Source organism: Pseudomonas sp. 43A, assembly GCF_013363935.1.
Taxonomy (GTDB): Bacteria; Pseudomonadota; Gammaproteobacteria; order Pseudomonadales; family Pseudomonadaceae; genus Aquipseudomonas; species Aquipseudomonas crudilactis.
The window spans coordinates 4,016,325-4,042,829 of record NZ_CP054880.1 but is presented as its reverse complement, the minus strand read 5'-3'; the positions used below and the strand labels follow the sequence as shown (position 1 = coordinate 4,042,829).

The following is a 26,505-nucleotide window of genomic DNA, read 5'->3' as shown; positions in this document are numbered from 1 at the left end:
TTTAAAAGTTTGGTTTGGCCAGATTGAGCAGGATCGGCCCGGAAAGAAATTCGCCGGGAGCTGTGTTATTGATCGAGTTGGTGATGGTGGATAGGTTGAACATAAATGTTGCATGGTTGGTTTTATGTTGGTCGATCAACGAAACCGCCAATGAATAAGATTCGGCGTTTAACAACGCAGGGTACTCTTGTACGATTTTTGGTCGGCTCGAAATCGTCGCTTTAAACTCCTCATAACCCTTTAAAACACCTAAGCGGAAATGGGGGTTACTGAGATTTTGAGGATGGGCCTTGTGCGCGTCTCTGGCAAATTCCAGTAACCCGACCGCGTTGTATTCTGCCGGGATGGCACCTTGTATTATTTCACCGTAATACAAATCAAGCGTATCCGGCGCACCATGGGACATCTCATGCACTAGGATATCGCCGACCCTGGCGTCATCGAATTTCGCCACCTTGTAATATTCATCCATGTTGTCAGGATAAATGGACAGGAATGTTCTTGTGTTGATGTCCAGCTTCTCGCCTGAGCGTACGGCCGCTTGCCAACGTTTATAGGCTTGAGGTTGTAACGCAGCGATTGCGTCGGAACCAGGTGGCCGAAAGACCATGTTATGCAAACCTACCGAATCAAGGTCCTTGCGCATGGCGCGCAAGTTCCTGGTTATTTGTTCAATGGCCTCACTCGAATCAATGCCGAAGACATGCTTGATGACGGATCTGAGATCATCGTTCTGACCATCCAAGAGTAACTGGATCGTGTTGTCGATTTTACTCTTGGCGTGGGGAATGGCTTTTTTCAAAAATCCACGGGTGTAGCTGAACGGTTTTGCTCGCTTGAAAGGGTTTGGAACGTTGAATTTGTTGACCAGTTTCAGGTTTCTTAACTCGGGGCCCCATGGTTCGCCCAAACGGTTCAACGCGTACCATTCATCACTGTGGCGTATGCCCCAAACCTGGAACACGTCTGCGGATTCTTGCGCAGTTTGTCGGATGCCCAGGCGGATAGTGTCTGGATCGACAGCCGCCGAAAGTGCGTGATAGGGCGTCTTTCCCGACCATTTGCGTGCATCGTAAATAGCGCTTTCGAGTGCAGCCACACCGCTGTGCCAACCTTTGCGCAAAAGTTTGGCACCATTCACAAGCAAATCGGCTGCTCCATCCAGCGGATTGATCAAGTTGTTGACGAGGCCAACGCCTGTCGAAGCTATCTTGCTGGCCTTGGTGGCGATACTCATGCTCGTGGCGGCCAGGCTGGCAATCTTTGCGATGGCTGCGACCACTAACAGAACGGTCATCGCGGCTTCCAGGGTGCACGCCTTGGCTCCGTCCAATTGTCGCTCGATGTCGTCTGAACCGAGATCTTCGATGCATGACTTGAAGGGCACGACAAAGTTGAGAAACGTGTCCAGGTCCTTGTCCCGTTTTGCACGCAATGCTTCAAGCCGGGTCTGGCCCCAGCACTCTTTAACCAACTCATCGTAAGTCGCGACGGGTCTGTGCTTGAGTACGAAGTTCACCAGACGGTCGAACTCTGTCGAGTAGAAGCTCTGGTAGTACCCATTTATTGGCGACAGCGGCGCGACGGCTGACAACTCGGCAACTTTGTCGATCACCCCCGAACTGACGTCCACGAGACCGGGCGTTACACCATGGGTATAACACTCGATGTTTATCGGCAGTTGATGAATTTTCGCAGGCGCAGAGTAATTCGTCTCATTGCTGCGAGCGGGAGCGCTCAACAGGTTTTCCCTTTGCACAAGCTTGGCCAGCTCGGTGTTTTCGCGACAGACGCCGTGCAGCGTGAATAATTCGTAACAGGTCACCCGGCCTTCGAACTCGCAGCAGACCACTACGCCGTAGCGACCCTTTGCTTCATCTATTTCTTTATGACTTTCCGTCGGTTTGCGCTCAGTCGTTTTCAGAATGGCGTCAAGGGTCGTCGCGATAGGATTGGCCGAGATACCGGTAATCGATTGGAGTCTGGCGACCGAGGGCCTGACGGTGAACATCGTCACCTTGCCCTTGAGCAATCGAATCCGGTCGAGCAATGGCATTGAAGTAAATGCTTGCTTCAAATGCATATTCATCGCTTGCGCATACGCCAGATAGGCCCGATTGAACTGACGGTAGAACTCATCGTCGGGAGAAATCAGATTACCGCGCATGTTGGGGAACGCTGTATAGATGCTTTCCCCTTTTTTCAAATCCCAATTGCCGGTCGCCAGGTCGTTGGACATATGCAACTCGACAGGTGACATTTTTAGCGAAATGTAAGCGTCTTCCAGCGGTCGATTGCGCGTTTGCTGAAGGACGTCGCTTTCAAGATAAGTGCAACCCTTGGCGACCTGCTTGAGGATATCCAGTGCGACGCTTTTGCGGGTTGGCAGTTGACGCGTCAGTGTTTCAGCGTTTTCGGCAAGCGTCCTCGCATGTCGGGCGTAGGCGTCCGTGGCGACTTTCAGTGAGTCAGTGACTGATTTATCGACGTCATCAGGCGTGACGATTTTGTTGAGCACTGCCCAATCAATCACAGGATCCACGGCTGCCAAAGCGTCGAGCATCTTGCGTGATTCGGTCACTGGTTCCAGTGTCGAAAGTTGCTGCAATTGCGCGTAGGTCATGGATCGAGTCGAGCCTGGCGCTATGATTTCTTGCACCGCCACGATTCGGCAAAATTCCACGCATTGCGGCGTTCCCACTAGCAGGGTGGCAGGTAGACCTTTGACCAGAAATTCCGGCGCAGGCTCCGCCAGCAGCAAGTGAGCGGCCAATGCTGCATTCTTTTTACTCACCCTGTGAAGTTCAATCAGGTGATTCTCGAAATCGGTTTGAATCTCGGCGAAGGATTTTTCCATATGCTTGGCAGCATACAAATCGAAACCGGCAACATGATTTCGCGGTACATCTTCGCCGACTTGGGGATGAAGATTGAGCAGCAGCGAAGTCAGGACAATCTGCTTGCGCGACGTTTCCGATTGCGGTTGGTTGTCGCGCGCGCCGTACCAGTCAAGATCCCGTACGTAAGCGTCGGCCCAGTCAGTAGCGATGGGGCTGGAAACAAGTGCCTTGATAATGTCTTCAGCCTCGGCACGTGTGAAGGGCGCAGTTCGTCCGCCAAAAATGCTCTCCGACAAATGCTCCAGTAACGATTGATCCTTGATGTAACTGGTGATGAGTTTGCGGAACTCACTGCGCTCAGTTGCAGTAAGCGTCGCCGAGTTGCCTTCTCCAGTCTTTATCATTTCCCAATAGTTGCTCAACTCTGGGCTTGCAGGAGGGGCGGCTTGCATGAATGCCAGTAACCGGTAAACGTCGGCGGCATGACGAGGGGTCAAGTAACCGTGGAAAGCCAGCCATTGTGCTAAATCAACTTCGTCTGTGGTGGAAATTTTGCCACCGGTCAAATGGGCCATTTCAACCAGTGTCTGCAGATCGTCTTTCAGATCGGGGGAAAGTTTGAAGGCGTCTGCAAAACTCGCGATAGCACCGGAGTGTTTTGCATTTATTTCGCCTTCAGCGGTCACTTCAAAGTCTGAGTGCTCGGAAAGTCTTAGCTTGCCCAGCAGTCGTTTGAAGGAATCTTGTTCGGACATCCGTTGCAATAGCTGCCTGCCGGGAAGCAGGGCGTCTTCAAGTGACGATCCCGACTCCACAGAAAATTTTGCGCCTTCCAGTGAAATTCTTTGCGCAGGAGCAAGATGTGCTGAGCGCTGCTTGAGTTTATATATCACTTCCTCTCGTTCGCGGTTATCGCTTGCAACGTATTCAAGGTGGCGGTTAGAAGAAGGGGCAGGTCGGGTTAAGTAACGTTGATTCAGGGCATTTGAAAGTTTTAGGGTCATAATAAATTCGTTTATTTTGGTTTGTATGTTTGAGTGATCCTCTTTTGTTGGGCAGCGCTTATCAAGAAGCATTATGTGAGTGTGTTTTTCAACAGCTCGCCAGCTTGTATTTTATTCGCGAAAATATGAGACCGGACTGCCCCTTGAAGTTGTTTGAAAGGGGCGGTCCGTTGAGTTGTTTATTGAGTAATGCTTTTTACTTTGTCGCGCAATTGATCGATCGAAAAGGGTTTGCCGATGACCTGCATACCTTCGGGCACTTCAATACTTTCAGCGTAACCACTGGCAAACAGGATTGGCAGGGCGGGGCGCACGAGGCGTGCCTCAGTCGCCAACTCACGACCATCCATACCCGGCAAACCTACATCGGTCATCATCAAATCAATGTTCTGGTTCTCGTCATTGAGAAACTCCAGCGCCTGTTCGCTGCCGTCAGCCTCCAGCACCTTGTACTCCAACTCCTCCAGCACATCGACGATCAGCATGCGCACAATGGCATCGTCTTCTACTACAAGGATGATGGACGCTGGGGTGGACATAATAGAGGCTCTCAAAGATAGAAATTCAGGGGTATCGGCCGGTCGAATCTGCCGGGCTCATGCATGAGTAAGTGGCGCATGGCCATAAGTTCCCGGTTTGATACAAAAAACATTCACTGCAAATGGCCAGGCAAGGATAACTGTTGGCGTGGCTCTAGACGCGAGCAAATGTAGGAATTTGCTGCCAAAGCTGTGAGAAAAATGGATCCATGCCACCGTTTTGGGGCAAACTCTCGGGTTTTCAACAGTTCGACAAGGCTGCCCCATGTCCTCTCCGTCTACGGTTGATGAGCAACGGTTTCGCAAACTCCTGAGTCGCAACATCAGTCTGCCCTTGGGCGTCGGTGTACTCAGTGCCGTGTTCTTCGTGTCGCTGATCACTTATCTGCTGTCGGTTATCCAGTGGGTGGAGCACACCGACCGAGTGATCAATAACGCCAATGAAGCGGTGAAGCTCACCGTGGACCTGGAAACCGGCATGCGTGGTTTTCTGCTCAGCGGCGACGAGCACTTCCTCGACCCTTACGAGACCGCCAAGCCGCGTATCACCGTGGCGCTCAATACCTTGCTCGAACTGACTGCCGACAATCCGGTGCAAACCGATCGTCTGCGCCGCCTCCAGGCCTTGCAGACCGAGTGGGCCAATTACGCACAGTCGATGATTGACTTGCAGCGCTCCAGCGGCGATTACCGCGGCGCGGTCAAGGCCGGGCGTGGCAAGCGCCTGACGGACGAAATCCGCAAGCAATTCGAAGACGTTATCGAGACCGAACAGGTCTTGCGCACGACGCGCAATGAAGAGGTGCGCCGCACCACAATCTGGAGCATCAGCCTTTACCTCCTGTTCATCGCCGGTATCAGTGGTTTGCTGGCTTATATTGGCCGACGTGATCTGGTCAATCTGTCGACCAACTACGGCGCCAATCTTGCTGCACAACAAGCCAGTGCCGAGCGTCTTGAGCAGCAGGCGTGGTTGCGCAATGGTCAGACCGAACTGGCCGAACAGGTGCTGGGACAACTGACGCTGAATCTGTTGGGGCGCAATATTCTGCAATTCTGTGCGCAATACCTCGGCACCGCCGTAGCCGCGCTTTATGTGCGTGAAGAGCACGGCGGCCTCAAGCGTGTGGCGACTTATGGCTTCTCCCGTGAGCAGGAAGAGCAGGAACAGTCGATCTACAGCGGCGAGGGCATCGTCGGCCAAGTGGCGCAGCAGGCGCGGCTGATTCGTCTCGATTCGGTGCCGTCGGACTACTTCAAAGTCAGCTCGGGGCTGGGTGAAGGCTTGCCGCACAGTGTGCTGGTGGTGCCGACCAGCGATGACGATCGGGTCAATGGCGTGATCGAGCTGGGCTTCCTGCGTCCACTCAATGATCGCGATATCGAATTGCTGGAGCTGATTGCCGCGAACATCGGCACGTCCATCGAGGCTGCGCGCTACCGTCAGCGCTTGCAGGAAGTGTTGGCCGAAACCCAGCAGCTCAACGAAGAGTTGCAGGTGCAGCAGGAAGAGCTGAAAACCGCCAACGAAGAGCTGGAAGAACAATCGCGGATTCTCAAGGAGTCCCAGGCGCATCTGGAGACCCAGCAAGTCGAACTGGAACAGACCAACGAGCAGTTGGCCGAACAGGCGCAGACCCTGGCCGAGCAACGCGACGCCATGGATCTGAAAAACACCGAACTGAATCAGGCTCAGGTGCAGCTCGAAGAGCGCGCCGAAGAGCTGCAGCGCTCAAGCAAGTACAAGTCCGAATTCCTCGCCAACATGTCCCACGAACTGCGCACGCCGCTGAACAGCTCGCTGATTCTGGCCAAGTTGCTGGCGGAAAACCCGCAGGACAATCTCAGCGCCGAACAGGTCAAGTTCGCCGAGTCGATCTACTCCGCCGGCAACGATCTGCTCAACTTGATCAACGACATCCTCGATATCTCCAAGGTCGAGGCCGGCAAGCTTGAAGTGATTCCGGAAACCACCAGCGTCGCACGTCTGGCCGATGGCCTGCGCAGCGTGTTCGAACCGCTGGCGGCGGACAAACGCCTGACATTCACCGTCGCCTTGCAACCGGACGCGCCGACTACGCTGTTCACCGACCGCCAGCGCCTGGAACAGGTGATCAAGAACTTGCTGTCCAACGCCCTCAAGTTCACCGAACAAGGCGCGGTCAGCCTGACGATCAGCGGTCAGCCCAACGATCGCATCGCGTTCATCGTGCGCGATTCGGGTATCGGCATTGCCGCCGATCAACAGGAAAGCATCTTCGAGGCGTTCCGCCAGGCTGACGGCACCACCAACCGCAAGTACGGCGGCACCGGGCTCGGCCTGTCGATCTCCAGGGATCTGGCGACCTTGCTGGGCGGTTCCATCAGCGTCAGCAGTGTGCCGGGGCAGGGCAGTGTGTTCACGCTGGTGTTGCCGCAGCAGTACAACGAGCTCAGCGATGTATCGAGCGCCCCGTTGACCTTCACCCCGCCAGCACCAGCGGTGACCGCGCCCGTTGCACCTGCTGTTTCGGTTTCGCCGTTGGCGCCGGTGCACATTCCGCGTTTCGCCGATGACCGTGACAAGGCTCCCTTCGCCACTCGCTGCATCCTGGTGGTGGAGGACGAGCCTAACTTTGCGCACATCCTCTACGATCTGGCGCATGAACTCGGTTATCAGTGTCTGGTTGCCCATGGTGCCGATGAAGGTTACGACCTGGCTCGCGAGTACGTGCCGGACGCGATCCTGCTCGACATGCGCCTGCCGGATCACTCCGGTCTGACCGTATTGCAACGCTTGAAGGAACACGCCGAAACCCGCCACATCCCTGTGCATGTGATTTCGGTTGAGGACCGCGTCGAAGCGGCGATGCACATGGGGGCCATTGGCTATGCGGTCAAACCGACTACCCGCGAAGAACTCAAGGATGTGTTTGCCCGTCTGGAAGCCAAACTGACCCAGAAGGTCAAGCGAGTGTTGTTGGTCGAGGACGACGATCTGCAGCGCGAGAGCATCGCTCGGCTGATCGGTGACGAAGACATCGAGATCACCGCCGTGGGCCTGGCGCAAGACGCCCTGAATTTGCTGCGCACGACGATTTTCGACTGCATGGTCATCGACCTTAAGCTGCCGGACATGCTTGGCAATGAACTGCTCAAGCGCATGTCCACCGAAGACATCTGCTCTTTCCCGCCAGTCATCGTCTATACCGGTCGTAACCTGACGCGCGATGAAGAGGCAGACCTGCGCAAATACTCGCGTTCGATCATCATCAAGGGCGCACGGTCGCCGGAACGTCTGCTCGATGAGGTCACACTCTTTTTGCACAAAGTCGAATCGCAGTTGTCCCATGAACGGCAGAAGATGCTCAAGACCGCGCGCAGCCGCGACAAGGTCTTCGAGGGTCGCAAAGTGCTGCTGGTCGATGACGATGTGCGCAACATTTTCGCTTTGACCAGTGCCCTTGAAACCAAAGGTGCGGTCGTGGTGATCGGCCGTAACGGCCGTGAAGCGATTGAGAAGTTGAACGAAGTCGAGGACATCGATCTGGTGTTGATGGACGTGATGATGCCGGAAATGGACGGTTTCGAAGCCACCATTGAAATCCGCAAGGATCCGCGCTGGCGCAAATTGCCGATCATTGCCGTGACGGCCAAGGCCATGAAGGACGATCAGGAGCGCTGCCTGCAGGCGGGCGCCAATGATTACCTGGCCAAGCCCATCGACCTGGATCGCCTGTTCTCGCTGATTCGCGTGTGGTTACCTAAGATGGAACGCATTTAGTGGAACGCAGTCACTCCGTGGAACGAAACAGCGAAATCGAATTGCGGCTGTTGATCGAGGCAATCTACCTCAAGTACAGCTACGATTTTCGCGATTACTCAGGCGCTTCGATCAAGCGCCGGGTGCAACACGCGTTGAGCCAGTTCGAGTGCGCGACCATTTCGGCGTTGCAGGAAAAAGTCCTCCACGACCCGACCGCGTTCATGCAATTGCTGCAATTGTTGACGATTCCCGTCAGCGAGATGTTTCGCGACCCGTCGCACTTTCTGGCGATTCGCAAGGAAGTGGTGCCGCTGCTCAGGACCTATCCGTCGATCAAGATCTGGATCGCCGGATGCAGCACCGGCGAGGAAGTCTATTCGATGGCGATTCTGCTGCGCGAAGAAGGCCTGCTTGATCGCACGATCATTTACGCTACGGACATCAATCCACGCTCGCTGGACAAGGCCAAGCAAGGGATTTTCTCGATGGAGAACGTCCGTGCGTATACCGCCAACTACCAGCAGGCCGGGGGGCAGTGTTCATTTGCCGACTACTACACCGCCGCTTATGGTTACGCGATTTTCGACAAGAGCCTGTGCGAAAACGTGACGTTCGCTGATCACAGCCTGGCCACCGACAGTGTGTTCTCGGAAACCCAATTGATTTCTTGCCGCAACGTGTTGATCTACTTCAACAAGAAACTTCAGGATCGGGCGTTCGGGCTGTTCCATGAATCGCTTTGCCATCGCGGTTTTCTGGTGCTCGGCAGCAAAGAGACGCTGGATTTTTCCAGCTACGCCAACCAGTTCGAGCCCTTGGTGAAACAAGAACGGATCTACCGCAAATCATGAACGACACCACGGATCTGCCTCGAATCGAGGCTATTGTGGTCGGTGCTTCGGCCGGTGGTGTCGAAGCATTGATGAATCTGCTTGGCCCTTTGCGCAAGGGGTTTGTGTTGCCGATCATCATCGTGCTGCACTTGCCTGAAGAGCGCCGCAGCCAATTGGCCGAGGTGTTTGCCCGGCGTCTGCTGCTGCCGGTGCAAGAGGCGACGGACAAACAGGACATCGAGGCCGGTACGGTGTATTTCGCCACCCCCGGTTATCACCTGTCCGTGGAACAGGATCGCAGTCTGTCCTTGAGCCTTGAGGACCGCCTTCATCATTCCCGGCCATCGATCGATTATCTCTTCGAATCCGCCGCCGATGTCTACGGAACCAGGCTGGCGGCCGTGTTGCTGACGGGTGCCAATCACGATGGCGCGCGCGGGCTGGCCCAGGTCAAACGCCACGGCGGGCTGACCATCGTGCAAGACCCCGAAGACGCTCAGGTCGCCACCATGCCTCTGGCCGCGCTGAAAATTCAGCCGCCGGATCATGTCTTACCCATTCACGGCATCGGCCGTCTGCTAGTCGAGCTGGAACGAATCGCATGCTGAGTAATATCCAGGCAAAACTGCTGATCGTCGACGATCTGCCCGAGAACCTGCTGGCTCTCGAAGCCCTGATCAAACGCGAAGACCGCACTGTTTACAAGGCGCTGTCGGCGGACGAAGCCCTGTCGCTGCTGCTGCAACACGAGTTCGCCATGGCCATTCTCGACGTGCAGATGCCCGGCATGAACGGCTTCGAACTGGCGGAATTGATGCGCGGCACCGAGAAAACCAAGAACATCCCGATCATTTTCGTCAGCGCCGCCGGCCGTGAATTGAACTACGCGTTCAAAGGTTACGAAAGCGGCGCGGTGGACTTCCTGCACAAGCCGCTGGATATCCACGCGGTAAAGAGCAAGGTCAACGTGTTTGTCGACCTGTACCGCCAGAGCAAAGCCATGAAGCAACAGGTCGAAGCCCTGGAGCAGGCCCGGCGCGAGCAGGAAGCACTGCTGCAACGGTTGCAGAGCACCCAGCTTGAACTTGAGCAAGCGGTGCGGATGCGCGATGACTTCATGTCAATCGTCGCTCACGAAGTGCGCACGCCGCTCAACGGCCTGATACTTGAAACCCAATTGCGCAAGATGCACCTGGCGCGGGACAACGCCGCAGCGTTCACCCTCGACAAAATGCACGCCATGGTCGATCGCGATGAGCGGCAGATCAAGAGCCTGATCCGGCTGATAGAGGACATGCTCGACGTGTCGCGGATCCGCACCGGCAAGCTGTCGATCCGTCCGAGCCGTTTTGATCTGGTGCAGTTGGTGAGCAATCTGCTGCAGAACTTCGCGCAGCAGATTGAGGCAGCGGAAACCACTGTTTCCTTCGAAGCGGAGCATCCTGTGGAGGGTTGCTGGGATGAGTTCCGCATCGAACAGGTCATTTCCAATCTGTTGACCAATGCCTTGCGTTACGGTGGCAGAAGCCCGATTCAGGTGCGCGTCTACCGTCAGGGCAACCAGGCACGGGTCGAGGTTCAGGATCACGGAATCGGCATCAGTGAAGAGAACCAGAAGCGCATTTTCCAACAGTTCGAACGGGTCTCCGCCAAGACGGTAGTGGCCGGCCTCGGACTGGGTCTGTTCATTTCCGAGCAGATCGTCACCGCCCATGGCGGTTCCATCGTCGTCGAGAGTCAAATCAACGAGGGCGCCCTGTTTCGCGTTTGTCTGCCGGTCGAGGAAAACGGCACATCCGACGCAACCTCTGAGTGACCACACGGTCGTATCAGCAGCTATTGACCGAACAAAGGCTTCCCATGAGTGTAGATGCGCAAGATGTAGTACTCGTCGTCGAAGACGAACCGGTTATCTTGATGGTTCTGACAGATTACCTGTCGGGCCAGGGCTATCGCGTGCTGCAGGCCGAAAACGGCGAGCAGGCCTTCGAAATTCTCGCGAGCAAGCCACATCTGGACATGTTGATCACCGACTTTCGCTTGCCCGGCGGTATTTCCGGCGTGCAGATCGCCGAACCTGCGGTAAAGCTGCGTCCTGATCTGAAGGTGATTTTCATCAGCGGTTACCCGCAGGAAATCCGTGAGACCGGCAGCCCGATTACGCGCAAGGCACCGATTCTGGAAAAACCGTTCGATCTGGATGTGTTGCAGGAAAAGATTCAGGAGTTGCTGGCCTGAGCCATGCGTCGGCGCAAGGCCGACGCCCGTCGGTTGGTTATTTGACCTGGTCTGCGGGGTTATAGGTGAACTGCGCATCGGCAGCAGGTGTAGTCGGTAGCGTCAGTTTAATGATCGGCATAACGCTTCCACCGGTTTTGTTGAAGTAGTCACGTTGATCGTGCTGAGCACCGGAAAGGCCTCCCTCTACATAAAAGAATGCTTGCAGGGGTAGCTCTTTTGGAATGTCTTGGGGCCAGGTTTTAAGAATGATTTCCACGTAATCATGAACACCGGCAAAAAAGCCTACCTCGTTATGAGCGTTCATCGTGTGGCGGAATGAAGGCCCCGCTTGAGAGTTCATGGCATCGCTCACGTCAAAGCCACACATGTTGTAGCCCATCTTGTACTGATTCCAGCGCGCTACCCAGAGTGCAGAGTTGCGAATGCCTACGGTAAGACAAGGACCGCTGCCCGTAGTATCCAGGCGGTGCGGGCCGCAACCGGCGGCTGTTCGGTTGTTGGTGCCTCCATCCATCGGAAAAGCACAGAGCACTTCTACTTGCCTTGTGCCAGATGGACGATTGAGTACGGGATAAAAGATCAGCCCGTTCTTGTAGCCGTAGACTTTGGTGAATTTCGAATCCTTACTCAAGTAAGAAAACGAAACCCCGCCACTTTTCACCGAGGCGGGACTGGGATTCCAGCTGGAGTACGCATCCGAAGCCGAAGTGGCTCTTAGCATGACACCCCGACACAAGAATGCGGGCTTCGAATCCGTACCGCAGTTACCTCGCGTATCATTATATTGACGGGTCAGATCGGTGGCTGCGATTGCGCCATTCCGGGGGGCGTTTGATGCGACCGTCATCCCGATGTTTTCTCCGGCTGATGGTTGCTCTGTATCCGGCGTTTCACGCATCTGACAGGCTGATAAAAAAACCATCAATATCAACGCAAGGTATTTCCTCATAATGACCTTTCCTCTATCTGGCAGCGGTTACTTGACCTGATCTGCCGAGTTTTAAACGAACTGCGCATCTGCTCTGGAAGTACGAGGAAGATTGATCTTGAAAGTCGCAAATGACCTTGCCCGCCTCGAGTCCTTAATGGACGCGGGCCTGGAATTGGCACCCAGTACCGAGCATCCTTGGGGGGATTCAAACAGCACGCGGGGGGAATTGATAGCTGTCAGAGTTGACAGGTGACGGGGAGGGGAAAGCGGCTTATTTTAAGCGGTTTGCAATCGGTGCCAGGGATTTTCACAGTAGCCGGGGATCCTTGTAGGAACCTCTCTAGGCTGCAAACGCTGATCTTCTCATTGAGCGATCACAGCGCCGCAGTAGCTCGCGGAAAAGTTCAGGGTTTGTCGGCCTTGAAACACGTTTTTCCGGAGCTCAACCTTTAATCCAACTTGCTGGCAGCCCAACGGCGAATAACTCGAAGTCAGCGTAAAGCCGCTGCAAATTTCCCGTTGATGCAGGTGGCATGACCTGTTGGCTACCCATGGTGAACATCAGGTCAGCCGCGGATCATCTCTCGCACCTTGGCGGTCAACAGGTCAAAAGTGAATGGTTTGGTGATCATCTGCATCCCTGAATCGAGGAAGCCGCCACGCACGGCCGCATGTTCGGCGTATCCGGTGATAAACAACACCTTCAAACCTGGCCGATATTGTCGACCAACCTCCGCTAGTTGCCTGCCGTTCATGCCCGGCAGGCCAACATCGCTGATCAGCAGATCAATGCGCTGCGTCGAGTTCAGAATCGGCACGGCGCTGTCGGCATCCCAGGCTTCGACAAAGGCATAGCCCAATTCACCGAGCACCGCGCAGACCAGCACGCGCACGGCCGGGTCGTCTTCGACGATCAGCACGGTTTCGCCGTGCAGCGCATCAGGTGCCTGCTGAATGTCGGCGTCGGGGCTTTCCAGTTCTTCACCGCGAAAACGTGGCAGGTAGAGTCTGACCGTGGTGCCCTCATCGATTTCACTGTCGATCGAGACATGCCCGCGGGACTGCTTGCTGAAGCCGTAGATCATCGACAGACCCAGCCCCGTGCCCTGGCCGATCGGTTTGGTGGTGAAGAAAGGGTCGAACGCACGATTGATAACACTCTGCGGCATGCCACAGCCGTTGTCGGTGACGCTGAGCATCACGTAATCACCGGGTTCGAGGTTGCTGTAGGCTTCAGTGAATTCGCGTTTGAGCACCTGATTGCTGGTCTCGACTACCAGTTTGCCGCCGTCGGGCATAGCGTCACGGGCATTGATCACCAGGTTGAGGAGGGCGCTTTCCAGTTGGTTGGGATCGGCCTCGGCCACCCATAATTTGTCGTTGAGGCGCATGTCCAGTTGAATGCTTTCGTTGAGGCTGCGCTGCAGCAGCTCACCCATGGACAGCACCAGTGTGTTCATCTGCACGGCTTTGGAGTCGAGCGACTGCCGCCGGGAAAACGCCAGCAAGCGATGGGTCAGGCCGGCGGCGCGATTAGCCGAGGTCACGCCCAGATCGATCAGGCTGTCGAGATCATCCGTGCGCCCTCGGGCCAGGCGCCGACGCAACAATTCCAGGCTGCCGATGATGCCGGTGAGCATATTGTTGAAGTCGTGGGCGATGCCGCCGGTGAGTTGGCCGACCGCTTCCATCTTCTGCGATTGGCGCAGCGCTTCTTCGTTATGGCGCAATTGCGCGGTGCGCTCCTCGACCTGTTGCTCAAGGGTTTCCAGGGTCGATTGCAGGCGCCGTTCGCTTTCACTCAAGTCGATCAGCCGGTCGCGGGCCTCGTACTGTCGTCGTCGGCCGCGCAATGCGGCAGAGACCATACTGACCAATGTCGCCGGATGAAACGGTCGTTCAAGGAAGGTCACGTTGCCCAGCAGATCGCTCAGGCGCGAGGAGGGGCCTTGTTCCTGACCACCGTGATGGGTCAACAGCACAATGGGCAGGTCCGACCAGGCTGGTTGCTGCTCCAGATGCAGGAACAACGCCTCCAGTTCCGGCCCGCGCAACGCTTCGGCGGCGACCAGCAGCAGACCGGCACCCAGCTCCAGTTCGGAACACAGCGATCCCAGACCGGGGGTGACCAGACCTCCGTAACCGGCCTCGTTGAGGATCATCAGCGCAATCTGGCTGTCGCGACCCACAGGCGCCAGAATCAGCGCCCGTTCGGCCAGCGGCACCTGCACCGTCACAGGTTTTCTTCCCGAAGCAACGGATTACTCGCGCCGAGGTAGGTGGGGACGCCACGCAGTACGCCCTGAAAGGCTTCAAGTGGTTCGCCGATGGTCATGCCTTGTGTGGAAATACGGTATTCACGAATGGTCGATTCGTGGCTGCCGGTGCGTTTCTTGATGATCGAGATCGCGCGGCGGACTTTGCCCAGTGCTTCGAAGTAGCGCAACAGAATCACCGTGTCAGCCAGATAAGTAATGTCGACCGGCGCTTGCATGTCGCCAACCAGACCATGCTGGGCGACGGTCATGAAGGTCGCCGCGCCTTTGCGGTTCAGGTACAGCAGCAACTCGTGCATGTGCAGCACCAGCGCGTTTTCTTCCGGCATGGCGGCCTGATAGCCGTTGATGCTGTCGATGACCACGGTTTTGATTTGACCTTCATCGACGCAGCGCCGCACGCGATGGGAGAATTCGCCCGGTGACAGTTCGGCGGCGTCGACCTGCTCGATCAACAGATTACCGGTGGCTTGTAGCGCCTTGAGGTCGATGCCGATGTTGTTCATGCGCTCGAACAGCAGGCCCAACTCTTCATCGAAGATAAACAGCGCGGCTTTCTCGCCACGGAGCACGGCAGCGGCGGCGAAGATCATCGAGATCAGCGATTTACCGGTACCGGCAGGGCCGAGAATCAAGGTACTTGAACCGGTCTCGATACCGCCGCCAAGCAGGGCGTCCATCTCCGGGATGCCGCTGGACAGTTGCAGACGCGCGTAGTCGCCACGGTGTTCAGCCGCCACCAAACGTGGGAACACATGCACGCCGTCGCCCATGATGGTGAAGTCGTGGAACCCGCCGCGATACTTTTGCCCACGGTACTTGACCACCCGCACGCGTCGCCGCTCGGCGCCGTAGTTGGGCGTCAGTTCTTCGAGACGAATTACCCCGTGAGCCACGCTGTGCACGGTTTTGTCGAGGGATTCGGTGGTCAGGTCGTCGAGCAGTAGCACCGTGGCGTTGTAGCGCACGAAGTAATGCTTGATGGCCAGAATCTGCCGGCGATAACGCAGAGAGCTTTGCGCGAGCAAACGAATCTCCGACAGACTGTCGAGCACTACACGCGTCGGCTTGAAGCGTTCGACCGCTTCGAAAATCTGCTTGGTGGCTTCGCCCAGTTCTAGGTCGGAGGAATACAGCAGGCTCTGCTGGTGTTCAGCATTGAGCAGACTTTCGGGGGGCGTCAGCTCGAAGATCTTGATGTTGTCATCCAGCGTCCAGCCGTGGGACAGCGCCCCTTGCCTTAGTTCGCGCTCGGTTTCCGAGAGCGTGATGTACAACGAGCGTTCGTCGGCTTTCGCGCCGGCCAGGAGAAATTGCAAAGCGACCGTGGTTTTGCCGGTTCCGGGCTCACCCTCCAGCAGGAAAACATGACCGCGAGACAAACCACCGGCCAGGATGTCATCCAGACCCACAATGCCGGTAGCGGCTTTCGCACTGATCAACTCGTTAGAAGTAGACAAAAAATGCCCTCTCATGACTAAGGGAAGCGAGGCCGCCAACTAATCGAGCGGCCTGAATAACTTGACCTTGCGCCGTGATGGCAGTTCCGAAATACCTTTCCGAATGTGTCAATTGAGCTGTCAAAACTGGCTCAGAGACCCTGCTGCAAGGCCGGATCATCCGGGTTGAGCTGTTCCAGCTGCGCCAACAGAATCTGCACGTTCTGCAATTGCCCGCTTTCTTTCCAGTAGTTGATCAGCAAAACCCGCGCCTTGCGGTCAGCGGGATGGCGCTGAACGATTTCCTGCAACTGGTTTTGCGCCGCTTCCAGTTCTTCGGCGCTGTGCAGGGTGGTAGCGAGGTCGTAGCGGTAATCCTTGTTATCGGGTTCCAGCTCGACGGCTTTGGACAAACCGAGCAGGGCATATTCGCGCTGATCGTGGTGCAACAGCCAAAGCCCCAGGGCATGTTGCAGATAGGCAGAGTCAGGTTGTGCCTTGAGTTGCCGGCCCAACAGTTGCCGGGCGGCATCGGTTTGGCCCTGGCGGTCGAGGACATCGATCTGCATCACCAGCGCCGGCAGATTGCCGGGCTCCAGGCGCAGGGTATTGTCGAGCGCGACCTGCGCCTCTTTGAGTTCGGCGTTGTGGATACGCAGCCGGGCCAGTTGCGCGTAGTTGGCAGCGCTTTCCGGTTGTGCCTTGAGCGTTTGTTCCCAACCGTCGATCGCTTGTTGCAGCGGAGCGAAGTAAAGGCCCAGTTCATCCGGAGTCAAGCCGAGGAGGGCATTGATCGCGGCAAAGCGCACGGTTTGATCTTCATCATCGAGCATCGGTCCGAGCAACAGGCTGCGTTGTCCGCCCGGCACCAGTCCCACCACACTTTTTATCGCCGCCAGGCGCACGGCGGGGGCTTCGTTTTGCAGGTCGGTGTCGGCCAGTTTCAACGCTTGCGGGCTCGGGTAATTGGGCAGCTCACCGTGCAGCCACACGCGGCGCTTGACCGAAATGTCCGGCCGGCCCAGTTGCTGATACAACTGACGCGCCGCGCCCGGTTGCCCCTTGCGGGCAGCATCCAGCGCTTCGCTATAACCGTGCTTGATCGCATCGGGTATGACCGGGACGGTGCTGCGCACCGACAACCAGGCCACGACGATGACAAGCACAAGGCCCAGGCTGATAAGCAGGTAGCGGCGAGACTGAGGCATGCAGGTTTCCGAAACAGGCGTACTTGAGCAGAGCGGCAAGCTTCGGTCAGCTCGGGCCACGAGTCAAACCCTGTGCATGCGAATCGCCCTACAAGTTGCGTCGACTCAGTTACCCGTCAGGCTTTCGATGCAGTGTCTACGCTTGCAGAAGTCGTTTCGTTGAGTGTGCCCATGCAAGCCCTGTTCATTTACTTCAAGACGGTGATTCATCCGAGTCAGGCCGTTCTGCTGTTTGCCCTGCGCACCATTGCGGCGGGATTGTTGACGCTGTACCTGGCATTTCTGTTCGATCTCGATCAGCCCAAATGGTCGATCATGGCGGTGGTGATTGTCAGCCAGCCATTGGCCGGGATGGCACTGGCGCGCAGTTTCGGCCAGGTCATCGGCACGACCCTCGGTGCGGTGGTGGCGGTGTTGATCATGGCCATTTTTCCTCAGGCACCGCTGCCTTTCATTACCACCCTGGCACTGTGGCTGGCGCTGTGTACGGCAGGCGGCACGTTGTTGCGTTACACCAGCTCGCAAGCGTTTGTGCTCAGTGGTTACACCGCTGTGGTCGTGGCGTTATTGGCGATTCCGGATCAGGACGGGACCTTTCTCTTGGCCGTTACCCGCGTTACCGAAACCCTGCTGGCGGTGGCGTGCGTCTGCGTGGTGAGTCTGCTCACGGCGCGGCCGGAAGCAGTGGCCAAAGGGTACTTCGCCAAGGTCGATCAAGTGATCAAGCTGGCTGCCAGCCATGCCGCTGCGGTGCTGCGCACGGAGGAAAGCGAAGCGGACTTTCAGCGTAGGCAAATGCAGTTGCTTGGGGAAATAAGTGCCTTGGAGGGCCTGCGCCGGCATCTGTATTTTGATGCGCCACGTCTGCGCAGTGCCAACAATCTGGTGCTGTTGCTGGGTAATCAATTGATGTTGCTGACGTCGCGGTTGACCGCTTTGCGTCATCAGCGCGAGTTGCTCACCGTGCGCTGGGAAGGCGATCTGCCGCAGAACATCCAGCAACTGCGTGCCGAGGAATTGACCTTGCTCGATCAGTTGGCGCAACAAGGCCGGTCGCTACCTGCCGAGGCGCGACATCAGTTCATTACGCTCCAGCAACAGTTCGAAGCGCTGGCTTATCAGGCCGAACAGCTTACCGAAGACATGAGCGCCACCCTGCGTTCGCTGGCGTGGGCATTGCGCTGGGAGCAGGCGCGGCTGTTGCACCAGTTGGAGCAGATACTGGAACTGAGCGACGCCATTCAGGATGGCCGCGAAGCCAGTTGCCTCTATCGCGGTCAGGCCAGCCCGCTGCACCTGGATTTCACGTTGGCCACGATGAACGCCATCCGCGCCTTTACCGCGTTGCTGGTCGCCGGATTGATCTGGATCGAAACGGCGTGGGATGGCGCACGGGGCGGGATGATTCTGGTGGGAATCCTCTGCTCGCTGATGGCGACGTTTCCGCGTCCGCTGATGGCCGCGCAAAGTTACGCACGCGGTCTGGGGCTGGCGCTGGTGGTCTCGGCGGTCTATCAATTCATGCTGGTGCCGGCAATCAGTGATTTCGAATGGTTGGCATTGTTGCTGGCGCCGTTGCTGTACGTGATCGCGATCGGTCTGGCGAGCCCGGCGACGGCGGGCATTGGCATGGGGCTGGGCTTGTCGAGTTTCCTCATGCTCGGCCCGCAGAATATCGGCACTGGCCAGAACACGGCGATTCAATGGTTCGAGTTTGCCGGCGCCTATTTCAGTGCGGCAATGCTCGCCTTGATCGTCTATGCATGGATTTTCCCGTTTCGCCCGGCATGGCGTCTTCGCCGCTTGTATAACGAAGCGCGCGAGCAGGTGTATGCATTGACCAAAACCCCGGCGACCGATGAACAACAGTTTGCCTTTGAAAGCCGCATGGTCGATCGCCTGACCAGCATGCTCGGCCTGCTGCCGGCGCTGAACAGCCGTGCCATGCAGCAACTCTATGAAATAAGCCTGGCGTGCGTGGCACTGGGTGTGGCGATGCACCAGTTGCGGCAGCAGGCGCACAACAATGCGCTACTGACAGATGCTTTCACCCAGCGTCTGGCTTCGGCCGTGCACAAGACCGGGCGCTTTGTCGCTGGGCGGCAGGATGTGCAACTGACGCCGTTGTTGGCCACCCTGCACATATTGGGCGACGAACTGGATGAACTGCACGTCGCCAGCCATGAACATGTCTGGTCGCTGTTTCGCATGCGTGTGGCACTGTTGATCGTCGTGTCATTTTTGCAGCGCCACGGTGATGCTATCCAGCGCGCCGTCCCGGAAGGAGAAGCAGCCCTTGCCCATTGATTTCGAGATTGGCGGTGTCTACCTGCCGCCCATTGCCCAGGCGTTACTGTTGGCCATACCGATTTTTATGGTGCTGGACTGGGGACTGCGGCGTCTTGGCGTTCTGCGTCTGGTCTGGCATGAAGCGCTGTTCGAAGGCGCGTTATATGCCTGCGTCTGTGCCACGCTGATTTTGCTGATGGGAGCCTGATGCTTTGAAAGTGCTATTCACACGATTGATCACATTGGCGGTGGTGCTGCTGGCGATCGTGCTCGGCTGGTTTGCCTGGGAGCATTACACCCGTGCGCCGTGGACTCGCGATGCGCGGGTCAGAGCCGATGTGGTGACGCTGTCGGCGGACGTCTCGGGGCGCATTGTCAGCCTGGCGGTGCAGGACAACCAACATGTCGACAAGGGGCAACTGCTGCTGGAAATCGATCCGGCGCGCTATAGCCTGGCGGTGGAGCACGCGCGACGGTCGGTGGAGGTCGCGAAGGCAACGCTGGGCCAGTCACAAGCCTCCATTGTTGCCAGTGAAGCCTTGCTCAAGCAGCGGCAAAGTGAAGAACGCCGACGGCGTACGCTCAAGCAGGGGTTTGCGATTTCTGGCGAAGAGTGGGAAAAATCCAGTACCGATGTGGCCGTGGCCCAGGCGGACGTGTTGCGCAATCAGGCCAATCTCGGTCTTGCCGAGGCCAATGTGCAGTTGGCGATTGCCGCATTGACCCAGGCTGAACTGGATTTGCAGCGCACCCGCGTCGAGTCGCCAGTCAGCGGTTATGTGACCAACCTCCTGACCCGTGAGGGTGATTACGCGGTGAGCGGCGGCGCTTTGCTGGCGCTGGTCGACAGCGACTCGTTCTACATCAGTGGTTACTTCGAAGAAACCAAACTGCCGCGTATTGGCGAGGGCGATCGGGTACGGGTGCAATTGATGAGCGGGGAGACCTTCGGCGGCAGGGTGCAGAGCATTGCCTTCGCCATTGCCGACCGCGAAAACGCGCCGGGCAGCCGGCTACTGGCCAACATCAACCCGAGTTACACCTGGGTGAAACTGGCGCAGCGAGTGCCGGTGCGGATCGATATCGACGGCGACTACGCCGGCAAAAACCGCCTGCGAGCGGGCACCACAGCGACCGTCACCGTGCTGGAAAACTGATCCCTGCGGCAGCTCCTACAGAAGAGGGTGTGATTTTCGAGGCATAAAAAAGCCCCGCGACCGAATGATACGCGGGGCAAAAAATTTGGTTGGTTGCGGCCAACCAAAGGAGCTCTTTAACAATCGATTACTTGCTGGCAACAGTCTCCGGTTGCCAGCCGCCGCCAAGGGCCTTGTAGATCGCGACAATGCCGCGATACAGGTCGACTTCAGCCTGGGCCTGACTGTCTTCGGCATTCAGCCGTTCACGCTGGGCGTCGAGCAGCACGAGGAAGTCAGTCGTGCCTTCGCGATAGCGGATTTCAGCCAGGTCGGCAGCCTTGCGACTTGATTCGCTCTGACGAATCAGCGAGATCAGGCGCTGCTGACGCTTGCCGTAATCGCTGAAAGCGTTTTCCGACTCTTCCAGGGCCAGCAGCACTTGTTGCTCGTAAGTCGCCAGTGCGCCTTCGGCATCAGCATCGGCGCCGCGCAAACGGGCGCGCACACTGCCAAGGTCGAACGCTGCCCAAGTGATGCTCGGGCCGAGTGCCCAGGCGTTGGCCGCCGAGGAACCAATCTGCGAACCACGCCCTGCCGTCCAGCCGAGGAAGCCGCTGAGGCTGACCCGTGGGAACAGATCGGCTTTCGCGACGCCGATGCGCGCTGTGGCCGAAGCCAGGTTGCGTTCCGCGCTGAGGATGTCCGGACGACGTTGCAGCAGTTCGCCCGGGTCACCGATCGGCAAGGCTTTGGCAATCGCTGGCAAGTCTTTTGGACTCAGATCGACGGTCAGCTTGTCCGGACGCTCACCGAGCAGGGTGGCGATACGGTTTTTCTGCCGAACCTGTTCTGCCTGCAATTGCGGCACGCTGGCTTCGACCGAGGCCAGGCGGGCATCGGCACGTTCGACATCAAGCTGATCGCCAACGCCGGCATCACGCAGGCTGATGGTGATCTTGCGCGACTCCTGCTGGTTGTTCAGGTTGGCCACGGCGATCTTTTCGCGCAGTTGGGCGCCACGCAGTTGACCGTAAGCGTCGACCAGTTCGGCAATCATGGTGACTTGCAGTTGGTACAGATCGGCTTCGGCTGCTTGCTGGTCGGCGTCGCTGGCTTCCAGATTGCGCTGGATGCGCCCGAACAGGTCAAGCTCCCAGGCCATGTCCAGACCGAGGTCATAGCGTTCGCTATTGACCCGGTTGGTGGTCTGGCCGGGGATTTGCCCCTTGGCCAGGTCACTGCTGGCGCGGCTGGTGATGGTCGGCATCGCATCGTTGCTGGCGTCGTCGCGGATCGCCCGGGCGGCTTTCCAGCGGGCGAACGCCACGCGCAGTTCACGGTTGCCTTGCAGCGATTGGGTCACCAACTGGTTGAGGGTCGGATCGTCGAATTGCTGCCACCAGATGCCTTCGAATTTCGAACGGTCGAAGTTCTTTTGCCCGGCGGCGCCATCGGTGACGGCCGTGATGTTGGCCGCCTCCGTGGCTGGGGTCTTGTAGTCGGGGCCGACAGCGCAGGCGCTGAGGGCCAGCACCAGCAGACTCGGCAGGAAGACTTTCAGACTCATTGTTGCGCCTCCAGTTTCAGAGCTTTGGCCGCTTTGCGGGCTTCGCCGCGTTCGACAAAGTTACGGATCAGTACGTAGAACACTGGTGTCAGCAACAGACCGAAGAAGGTCACCCCGAGCATCCCGGAGAACACCGCCACACCCATGGCGTGACGCATCTCGGCACCGGCACCGCTGGAGAACACCAGTGGCACCACACCCATGATGAACGCGAAGGAGGTCATCAGGATCGGACGCAGACGCAGACGGCAAGCTTCGAGAACCGCAGCGAGCGGGTCGAGGCCTTCTTCCTGTTTGTCCTTGGCGAACTCGACGATCAGAATCGCGTTCTTACAGGCAAGTCCCACCAGTACGATCAAGCCGATCTGGGTGAAGATGTTGTTGTCACCGCCCGAGATGATCACGCCGGTGATGGCCGACAGCAGGGTCATCGGTACGATCAGGATCACCGCCAGTGGCAGACTCCAGCTTTCGTATTGAGCGGCCAGTACCAGGAACGCCAGCAATACGCAGAGCGGGAACACGAACAGCGCGGTGTTGCCGGACAAAATCTGCTGGTAGGTCAGGTCGGTCCACTCGTAGGTCATGCCGTTCGGCAGTTCATCCTTCAGCAGTTTCTCGATGGCTTTTTCCGCCTGGCCGGAGCTGTAGCCCGGGGCAGCCGCGCCGTTGATTTCTGCGGTGATGAAGCCGTTGTAGTGCATCACGCGATCCGGGCCCGAGGTGTCGCTGACCTTGATGAAGGTCGCCAGCGGGATCATTTCGCCTTTGTTGTTGCGTACTTTCAGCTGACCGATCTGATCGGATTCGAGGCGGAACTGCTGCTCGGCCTGAACGTTGACCTGATAGGTGCGCCCGAAGCGGTTGAAGTCGTTGGCATACAGCGAACCCAGGTAGATCTGCAGGGTGTCGAAGATGTCGCTGACAGCCACGCCGTGGGTCTTGGCTTTTTCACGGTCGATGGCGGCATCGACCTGTGGCACGTTCACGGTGTAGCTGGTGAACAGCCCGGCCAGTTCCGGCACGCTGTGGCTCTTGTTGATGATGTTCATGGTTTCTTTGTACAGCTCGTCGTAGCCCAGGTTGCCCCGGTCTTCGATTTGCAGGCGGAAACCACCAATGGTGCCCAGACCTTGTACCGGCGGTGGCGGGAAGATCGCCATGTACGCCTCTTGAATGTTCGCGTACTGGCCGTTCAAGGCCCCGGCAATCGCACCGGCGGACATGCTCGGATCTTTACGCTCATCAAACGGTTTCAGGGTCACAAACACGATGCCGGCGTTCGGGCTGTTGGTGAAGCCGTTGATCGACAGGCCCGGGAACGCTACGGCGCTTTCCACGCCTGGCTGTTTCAGCGCCAGGTCGGACATGCGCTTGATCACGTCTTCGGTGCGATCCAGGCTCGAAGCGTCCGGCAGTTGTGCGAAAGCCACCAGGTATTGCTTGTCCTGGCCGGGTACGAAACCGGTCGGCGTGCTGGAGAAACCGAAGAAGGTCAGCACCATCAGGCCTGCGTACAACAGCAGGGCGATGCCGCTGCCACGGATAACCCGGCGCACGGTGCCGACGTAGCCATGGCTGGCACGGTCGAAGAAACGGTTGAACGGACGGAACAACCAGCCACCGAAAATCTTGTCGAGCACTTTGGAGAAGCGGTCTTTCGGCGCGTCGTGGCTTTTCAGCAATACAGCGGCCAGTGCTGGCGACAGGGTCAGCGAGTTGAACGCCGAGATCACGGTCGAGATCGCGATGGTCAGTGCGAACTGTTTGTAGAACTGCCCGGTGAGGCCGGAGATGAACGCCGCCGGAATGAACACCGCACACAGCACCAGCGCCGTCGCAACGATCGGGCCGGTCACTTCACGCATCGCCCGTTTGGTGGCTTCGACCGGTGTGAGTCCGAGTTCAATGTTCCGTTCAACGTTCTCCACCACCACGATGGCGTCGTCCACCACGATACCGATGGCCAGTACCAGGCCGAATAGCGACAGCGCGTTCAGCGAAAAGCCGAACAGGTGCATCACCGCAAACGTACCGATCAACGATACCGGCACCGCCACCAACGGAATGATCGAGGCGCGCCAGGTTTGCAGGAACAGGATCACCACCAGTACCACGAGGATCAGTGCTTCGAAGAGGGTGTGAACCACCGCTTCGATCGAGCCGCGCACGAAGATCGTCGGGTCATAGACGATGCTGTAATCCATGCCTTGCGGGAAGTTTTTCTTCAGCTCGTCCATCTTGCCGCGAACTTCGTTCGAGATGTCGATGGCATTGGAGCCTGGGCGCTGGAAGATCGGGATGGCCACCGCCGGTTGGTTGTCCAGCAACGAGCGCAGGGCGTATTGACTGGAACCGAGTTCAACGCGAGCGATGTCTTTGAGACGAGTGATCTCACCATTGTCGCCTGCGCGAATGATGATGTTCTCGAACTCTTCTTCGCTGACCAGACGGCCCTGAGTATTGACCGACAGCTGGAAGCTCTGGGCATTCGGGGCAGGGGGCGCACCCAATTGACCGGCAGCGACCTGACGGTTCTGTTCACGAATCGCCGTGACCACATCGGTCGCGGTCAGATTGCGCGAAGCGGTCTTGTTCGGATCGAGCCAGACCCGCAGCGAGTAATCGCCCATACCAAACAACTGCACATCACCAACACCGTTCAGGCGAGCGAGCTCATCCTTGATGTTGAGGATCGCGTAGTTCGACAGATAGAGCATGTCGTAGCGTTTGTCCGGCGAGGTCAAGTGCACAACCATGGTCAAGTCAGGCGATGCCTTGTCGACGGTGATACCGATGCGCGTTACTTCCTCGGGAAGTTTCGGCTCGGTACGGGTCACCCGGTTTTGCACCTGCACCTGCGCGTTATCCAGGTCAGTGCCCAGGGCGAAAGTGATGGTCAGGGTGATCTTGCCGTCGGCGGTCGACTGCGAGGACATGTACAGCATGTTCTCGACGCCGGTGATGGCTTGCTCCAGCGGAGCGGCCACGGTTTCACCGATGACTTTGGGGTTGGCGCCCGGGAAGTTGGCACGCACCACCACGGTCGGTGGCACGACTTCCGGATATTCGCTGATCGGTAGCTCGAACAGCGAGATCGCACCGGCGATCAGGATCAGCAGCGAAAGCACCGCTGCGAAGATCGGCCGTGAAATGAAGAATTGGGAAAAATTCATCGGAGTTGTCGTCCCTTAACCGCGTGGGGTCGTAGCAGCCAGCTTCACAACCGATCCCGACGCGCCTTTGGCAGGGGCGACTTTGGGCAGGTTGCTGGCTTCCAGCGCTTGACGTTGTTGAGCGAGTGCCGCGATGGTCTGTTCGCTGGCCATCGGGATCACTTCAGGGGTGACCGGTGAACCAGGACGAACCCGTTGCAGACCCTTGACGATGATCGTGTCGTCCTTGTTCAGGCCGGTACGGACGATGCGCAGGCCTTCGATTTTCGGACCCAGTTCGACGGCGCGGTACGCGGTTTTGTTGTCCGCATCCATGACCAGTACAAATTTCTTGCCGAGGTCGGTGCCGACGGCTTCGTCGTTGATCAGCATGGCGTTATAGGTGCCACTGCCGACCAGTTTCAGGCGTGCGTACAGGCCCGGGGTGTAGGTGCCGTCGCGGTTGTCGAACACCGCGCGACCACGGATGGTGCCGGTTTTCGGGTTGACCTGGTTGTCGACGAAGTTCATCTGACCGAGGTGCGGGTTGCCGTCTTCATTGGACAGGCCCATGTACACCGGAGTAGTGGCGCCGCGCTGACCGTTGCGGGCCAGTTGGGTGTATTTGAGGAACACACGCTCGTCGGCATCGAAGTAGGCGTAAACGCGATCGGTGGAAACCACACTGGTCAGCGGGGTGGTGTCGGCGGTCACCAGGTTACCGGCGGTGATCTCGGCACGGCTGACACGGCCACTGATTGGCGCGGTGACACGGGTGAAGCTGAGGTTCAGTTTGGCCAGATCCAGTTGCGCTTGCAGGGCACCGACGGCGGCGCGGGCTTCTTGTGCAGCGCTGGTGCGCGAGTCGGCCAGTTCGGCGGAAATGGCGTTGCTGGCGCGCAGACGTTCACCACGACCCGCTTCGTTTTCACTGCGGGTGGCGTTGGCGCGGGATTGGGCTACGAGTGCTTCGAGGCGGCGCACCTCAGCCTGGAACGGACGTGGGTCGATCTGGAACAGCAGGTCGCCTTTCTTGACCAGCGCACCTTCGGTGAAAGCCACCTCGTCGATCTGGCCGGAGACCCGTGGACGGATTTCAACGGTTTCCGGCGCTTCGAGGCGCCCGGTGAATTCGTCCCACTCGTTGACCGGTTGTTCGATCACCTTGGCCACGCTGACTTTGGCAGCAGGCTGGGTGGCGGCAGTCTCCGGAGTCTTGCCGCAGGCGCTCATCACCAGGATGGCCAGCATGGCCAACGGGAAGCGCAAATGTTTGAGTGACTGTTCCATGGATGCATC

17 protein-coding genes are annotated in these 26,505 nt (G+C 57.7%); 8 read left to right on the top strand and 9 right to left on the bottom strand.

What is annotated here, in order from left to right; all coding sequences use genetic code 11:
* Position 1: 1 nt before the first annotated feature.
* Both HUW52_RS17630 and HUW52_RS17625 read right to left on the bottom strand, forming a co-directional pair.
* The gene (locus HUW52_RS17630) at positions 2–3,844 is read right to left on the bottom strand and encodes a hypothetical protein (RefSeq protein WP_256667850.1); all 3,843 of its coding nucleotides are present in this window, start codon (positions 3,842–3,844) and stop codon (positions 2–4) included.
* 179 nt (positions 3,845–4,023) lie between these two features.
* The gene (locus tag HUW52_RS17625) at positions 4,024–4,383 is read right to left on the bottom strand and encodes a response regulator (protein ID WP_016987306.1); all 360 of its coding nucleotides are present in this window, start codon (positions 4,381–4,383) and stop codon (positions 4,024–4,026) included.
* A 265-nt stretch (positions 4,384–4,648) separates the two neighbouring features.
* Between HUW52_RS17625 and HUW52_RS17620 the strand changes: the two genes are divergently transcribed.
* From HUW52_RS17620 to HUW52_RS17600, 5 genes are read left to right on the top strand one after another with little or no spacing between them, the layout of a single operon-like run.
* Positions 4,649–8,146 carry a response regulator gene (locus HUW52_RS17620; protein WP_175554408.1) on the top strand — a complete coding sequence of 1,166 codons (3,498 nt, stop codon included), beginning with the start codon at positions 4,649–4,651 and terminating at the stop codon, positions 8,144–8,146.
* Complete coding sequence (locus HUW52_RS17615) at positions 8,146–8,979, top strand: protein-glutamate O-methyltransferase CheR (RefSeq protein ID WP_095120878.1); 834 nt, start codon at positions 8,146–8,148, stop codon at positions 8,977–8,979. Before HUW52_RS17620 ends, HUW52_RS17615 begins: the two co-directional genes overlap by 1 nt.
* On the top strand, positions 8,976–9,569 hold the full coding sequence (locus tag HUW52_RS17610; protein ID WP_016987304.1) for a chemotaxis protein CheB: 594 nt from the start codon (positions 8,976–8,978) through the stop codon (positions 9,567–9,569). The genes HUW52_RS17615 and HUW52_RS17610 overlap by 4 nt, the downstream gene beginning before the upstream one ends.
* On the top strand, positions 9,563–10,777 hold the full coding sequence (locus HUW52_RS17605; protein WP_016987303.1) for a hybrid sensor histidine kinase/response regulator: 1,215 nt from the start codon (positions 9,563–9,565) through the stop codon (positions 10,775–10,777). Before HUW52_RS17610 ends, HUW52_RS17605 begins: the two co-directional genes overlap by 7 nt.
* A 44-nt stretch (positions 10,778–10,821) precedes the next feature.
* On the top strand, positions 10,822–11,199 hold the full coding sequence (locus HUW52_RS17600; RefSeq protein WP_003225116.1) for a response regulator: 378 nt from the start codon (positions 10,822–10,824) through the stop codon (positions 11,197–11,199).
* A gap of 37 nt (positions 11,200–11,236) precedes the next feature.
* On the opposite strand, the gene HUW52_RS17595 is transcribed toward HUW52_RS17600, so the two are convergent.
* The 4 genes from HUW52_RS17595 to HUW52_RS17580 all read right to left on the bottom strand — a co-directional run bounded on the left by HUW52_RS17595 (position 11,237) and on the right by HUW52_RS17580 (position 17,056).
* On the bottom strand, positions 11,237–12,151 hold the full coding sequence (locus tag HUW52_RS17595; protein ID WP_175554407.1) for a halovibrin HvnA: 915 nt from the start codon (positions 12,149–12,151) through the stop codon (positions 11,237–11,239).
* 548 nt (positions 12,152–12,699) lie between these two features.
* Entirely contained in the window at positions 12,700–14,370 is a 1,671-nt protein-coding gene (locus HUW52_RS17590; RefSeq protein ID WP_175554406.1) for an ATP-binding protein, read from the bottom strand.
* Positions 14,367–15,869: an ATPase domain-containing protein gene (locus HUW52_RS17585; RefSeq protein ID WP_175554405.1), complete on the bottom strand. Its 1,503-nt coding sequence runs from the start codon at positions 15,867–15,869 to the stop codon at positions 14,367–14,369. Before HUW52_RS17585 ends, HUW52_RS17590 begins: the two co-directional genes overlap by 4 nt.
* 131 nt (positions 15,870–16,000) lie before the next feature.
* Positions 16,001–17,056 carry a tetratricopeptide repeat protein gene (locus HUW52_RS17580; protein WP_016987300.1) on the bottom strand — a complete coding sequence of 352 codons (1,056 nt, stop codon included), beginning with the start codon at positions 17,054–17,056 and terminating at the stop codon, positions 16,001–16,003.
* 171 nt (positions 17,057–17,227) lie between these two features.
* On the opposite strand from HUW52_RS17580, the gene HUW52_RS17575 reads away from it, so the two are divergent.
* From HUW52_RS17575 to HUW52_RS17565, 3 genes are read left to right on the top strand one after another with little or no spacing between them, the layout of a single operon-like run.
* Positions 17,228–19,363, top strand: coding sequence for an FUSC family protein (locus HUW52_RS17575; RefSeq protein WP_175554404.1), 2,136 nt, complete (start codon positions 17,228–17,230; stop codon positions 19,361–19,363).
* Positions 19,353–19,553: a DUF1656 domain-containing protein gene (locus HUW52_RS17570; RefSeq protein WP_016987298.1), complete on the top strand. Its 201-nt coding sequence runs from the start codon at positions 19,353–19,355 to the stop codon at positions 19,551–19,553. Before HUW52_RS17575 ends, HUW52_RS17570 begins: the two co-directional genes overlap by 11 nt.
* A 4-nt stretch (positions 19,554–19,557) precedes the next feature.
* Positions 19,558–20,502: an HlyD family secretion protein gene (locus HUW52_RS17565; protein WP_016987297.1), complete on the top strand. Its 945-nt coding sequence runs from the start codon at positions 19,558–19,560 to the stop codon at positions 20,500–20,502.
* A gap of 127 nt (positions 20,503–20,629) precedes the next feature.
* On the opposite strand, the gene HUW52_RS17560 is transcribed toward HUW52_RS17565, so the two are convergent.
* Genes HUW52_RS17560 through mexE form a run of 3 tightly spaced genes read right to left on the bottom strand, consistent with a single transcriptional unit; the run spans position 20,630 to position 26,496 of the window.
* Positions 20,630–22,051: an efflux transporter outer membrane subunit gene (locus HUW52_RS17560; protein ID WP_175554403.1), complete on the bottom strand. Its 1,422-nt coding sequence runs from the start codon at positions 22,049–22,051 to the stop codon at positions 20,630–20,632.
* A complete protein-coding gene (locus HUW52_RS17555) occupies positions 22,048–25,227 on the bottom strand; it encodes an efflux RND transporter permease subunit (protein ID WP_175554402.1) in 3,180 nt (1,059 codons plus the stop codon). The genes HUW52_RS17560 and HUW52_RS17555 overlap by 4 nt, the downstream gene beginning before the upstream one ends.
* Before the next feature lie 15 nt (positions 25,228–25,242).
* Positions 25,243–26,496 carry a multidrug efflux RND transporter periplasmic adaptor subunit MexE gene (gene mexE / locus HUW52_RS17550; RefSeq protein WP_175554401.1) on the bottom strand — a complete coding sequence of 418 codons (1,254 nt, stop codon included), beginning with the start codon at positions 26,494–26,496 and terminating at the stop codon, positions 25,243–25,245.
* Positions 26,497–26,505: the final 9 nt, after the last annotated feature.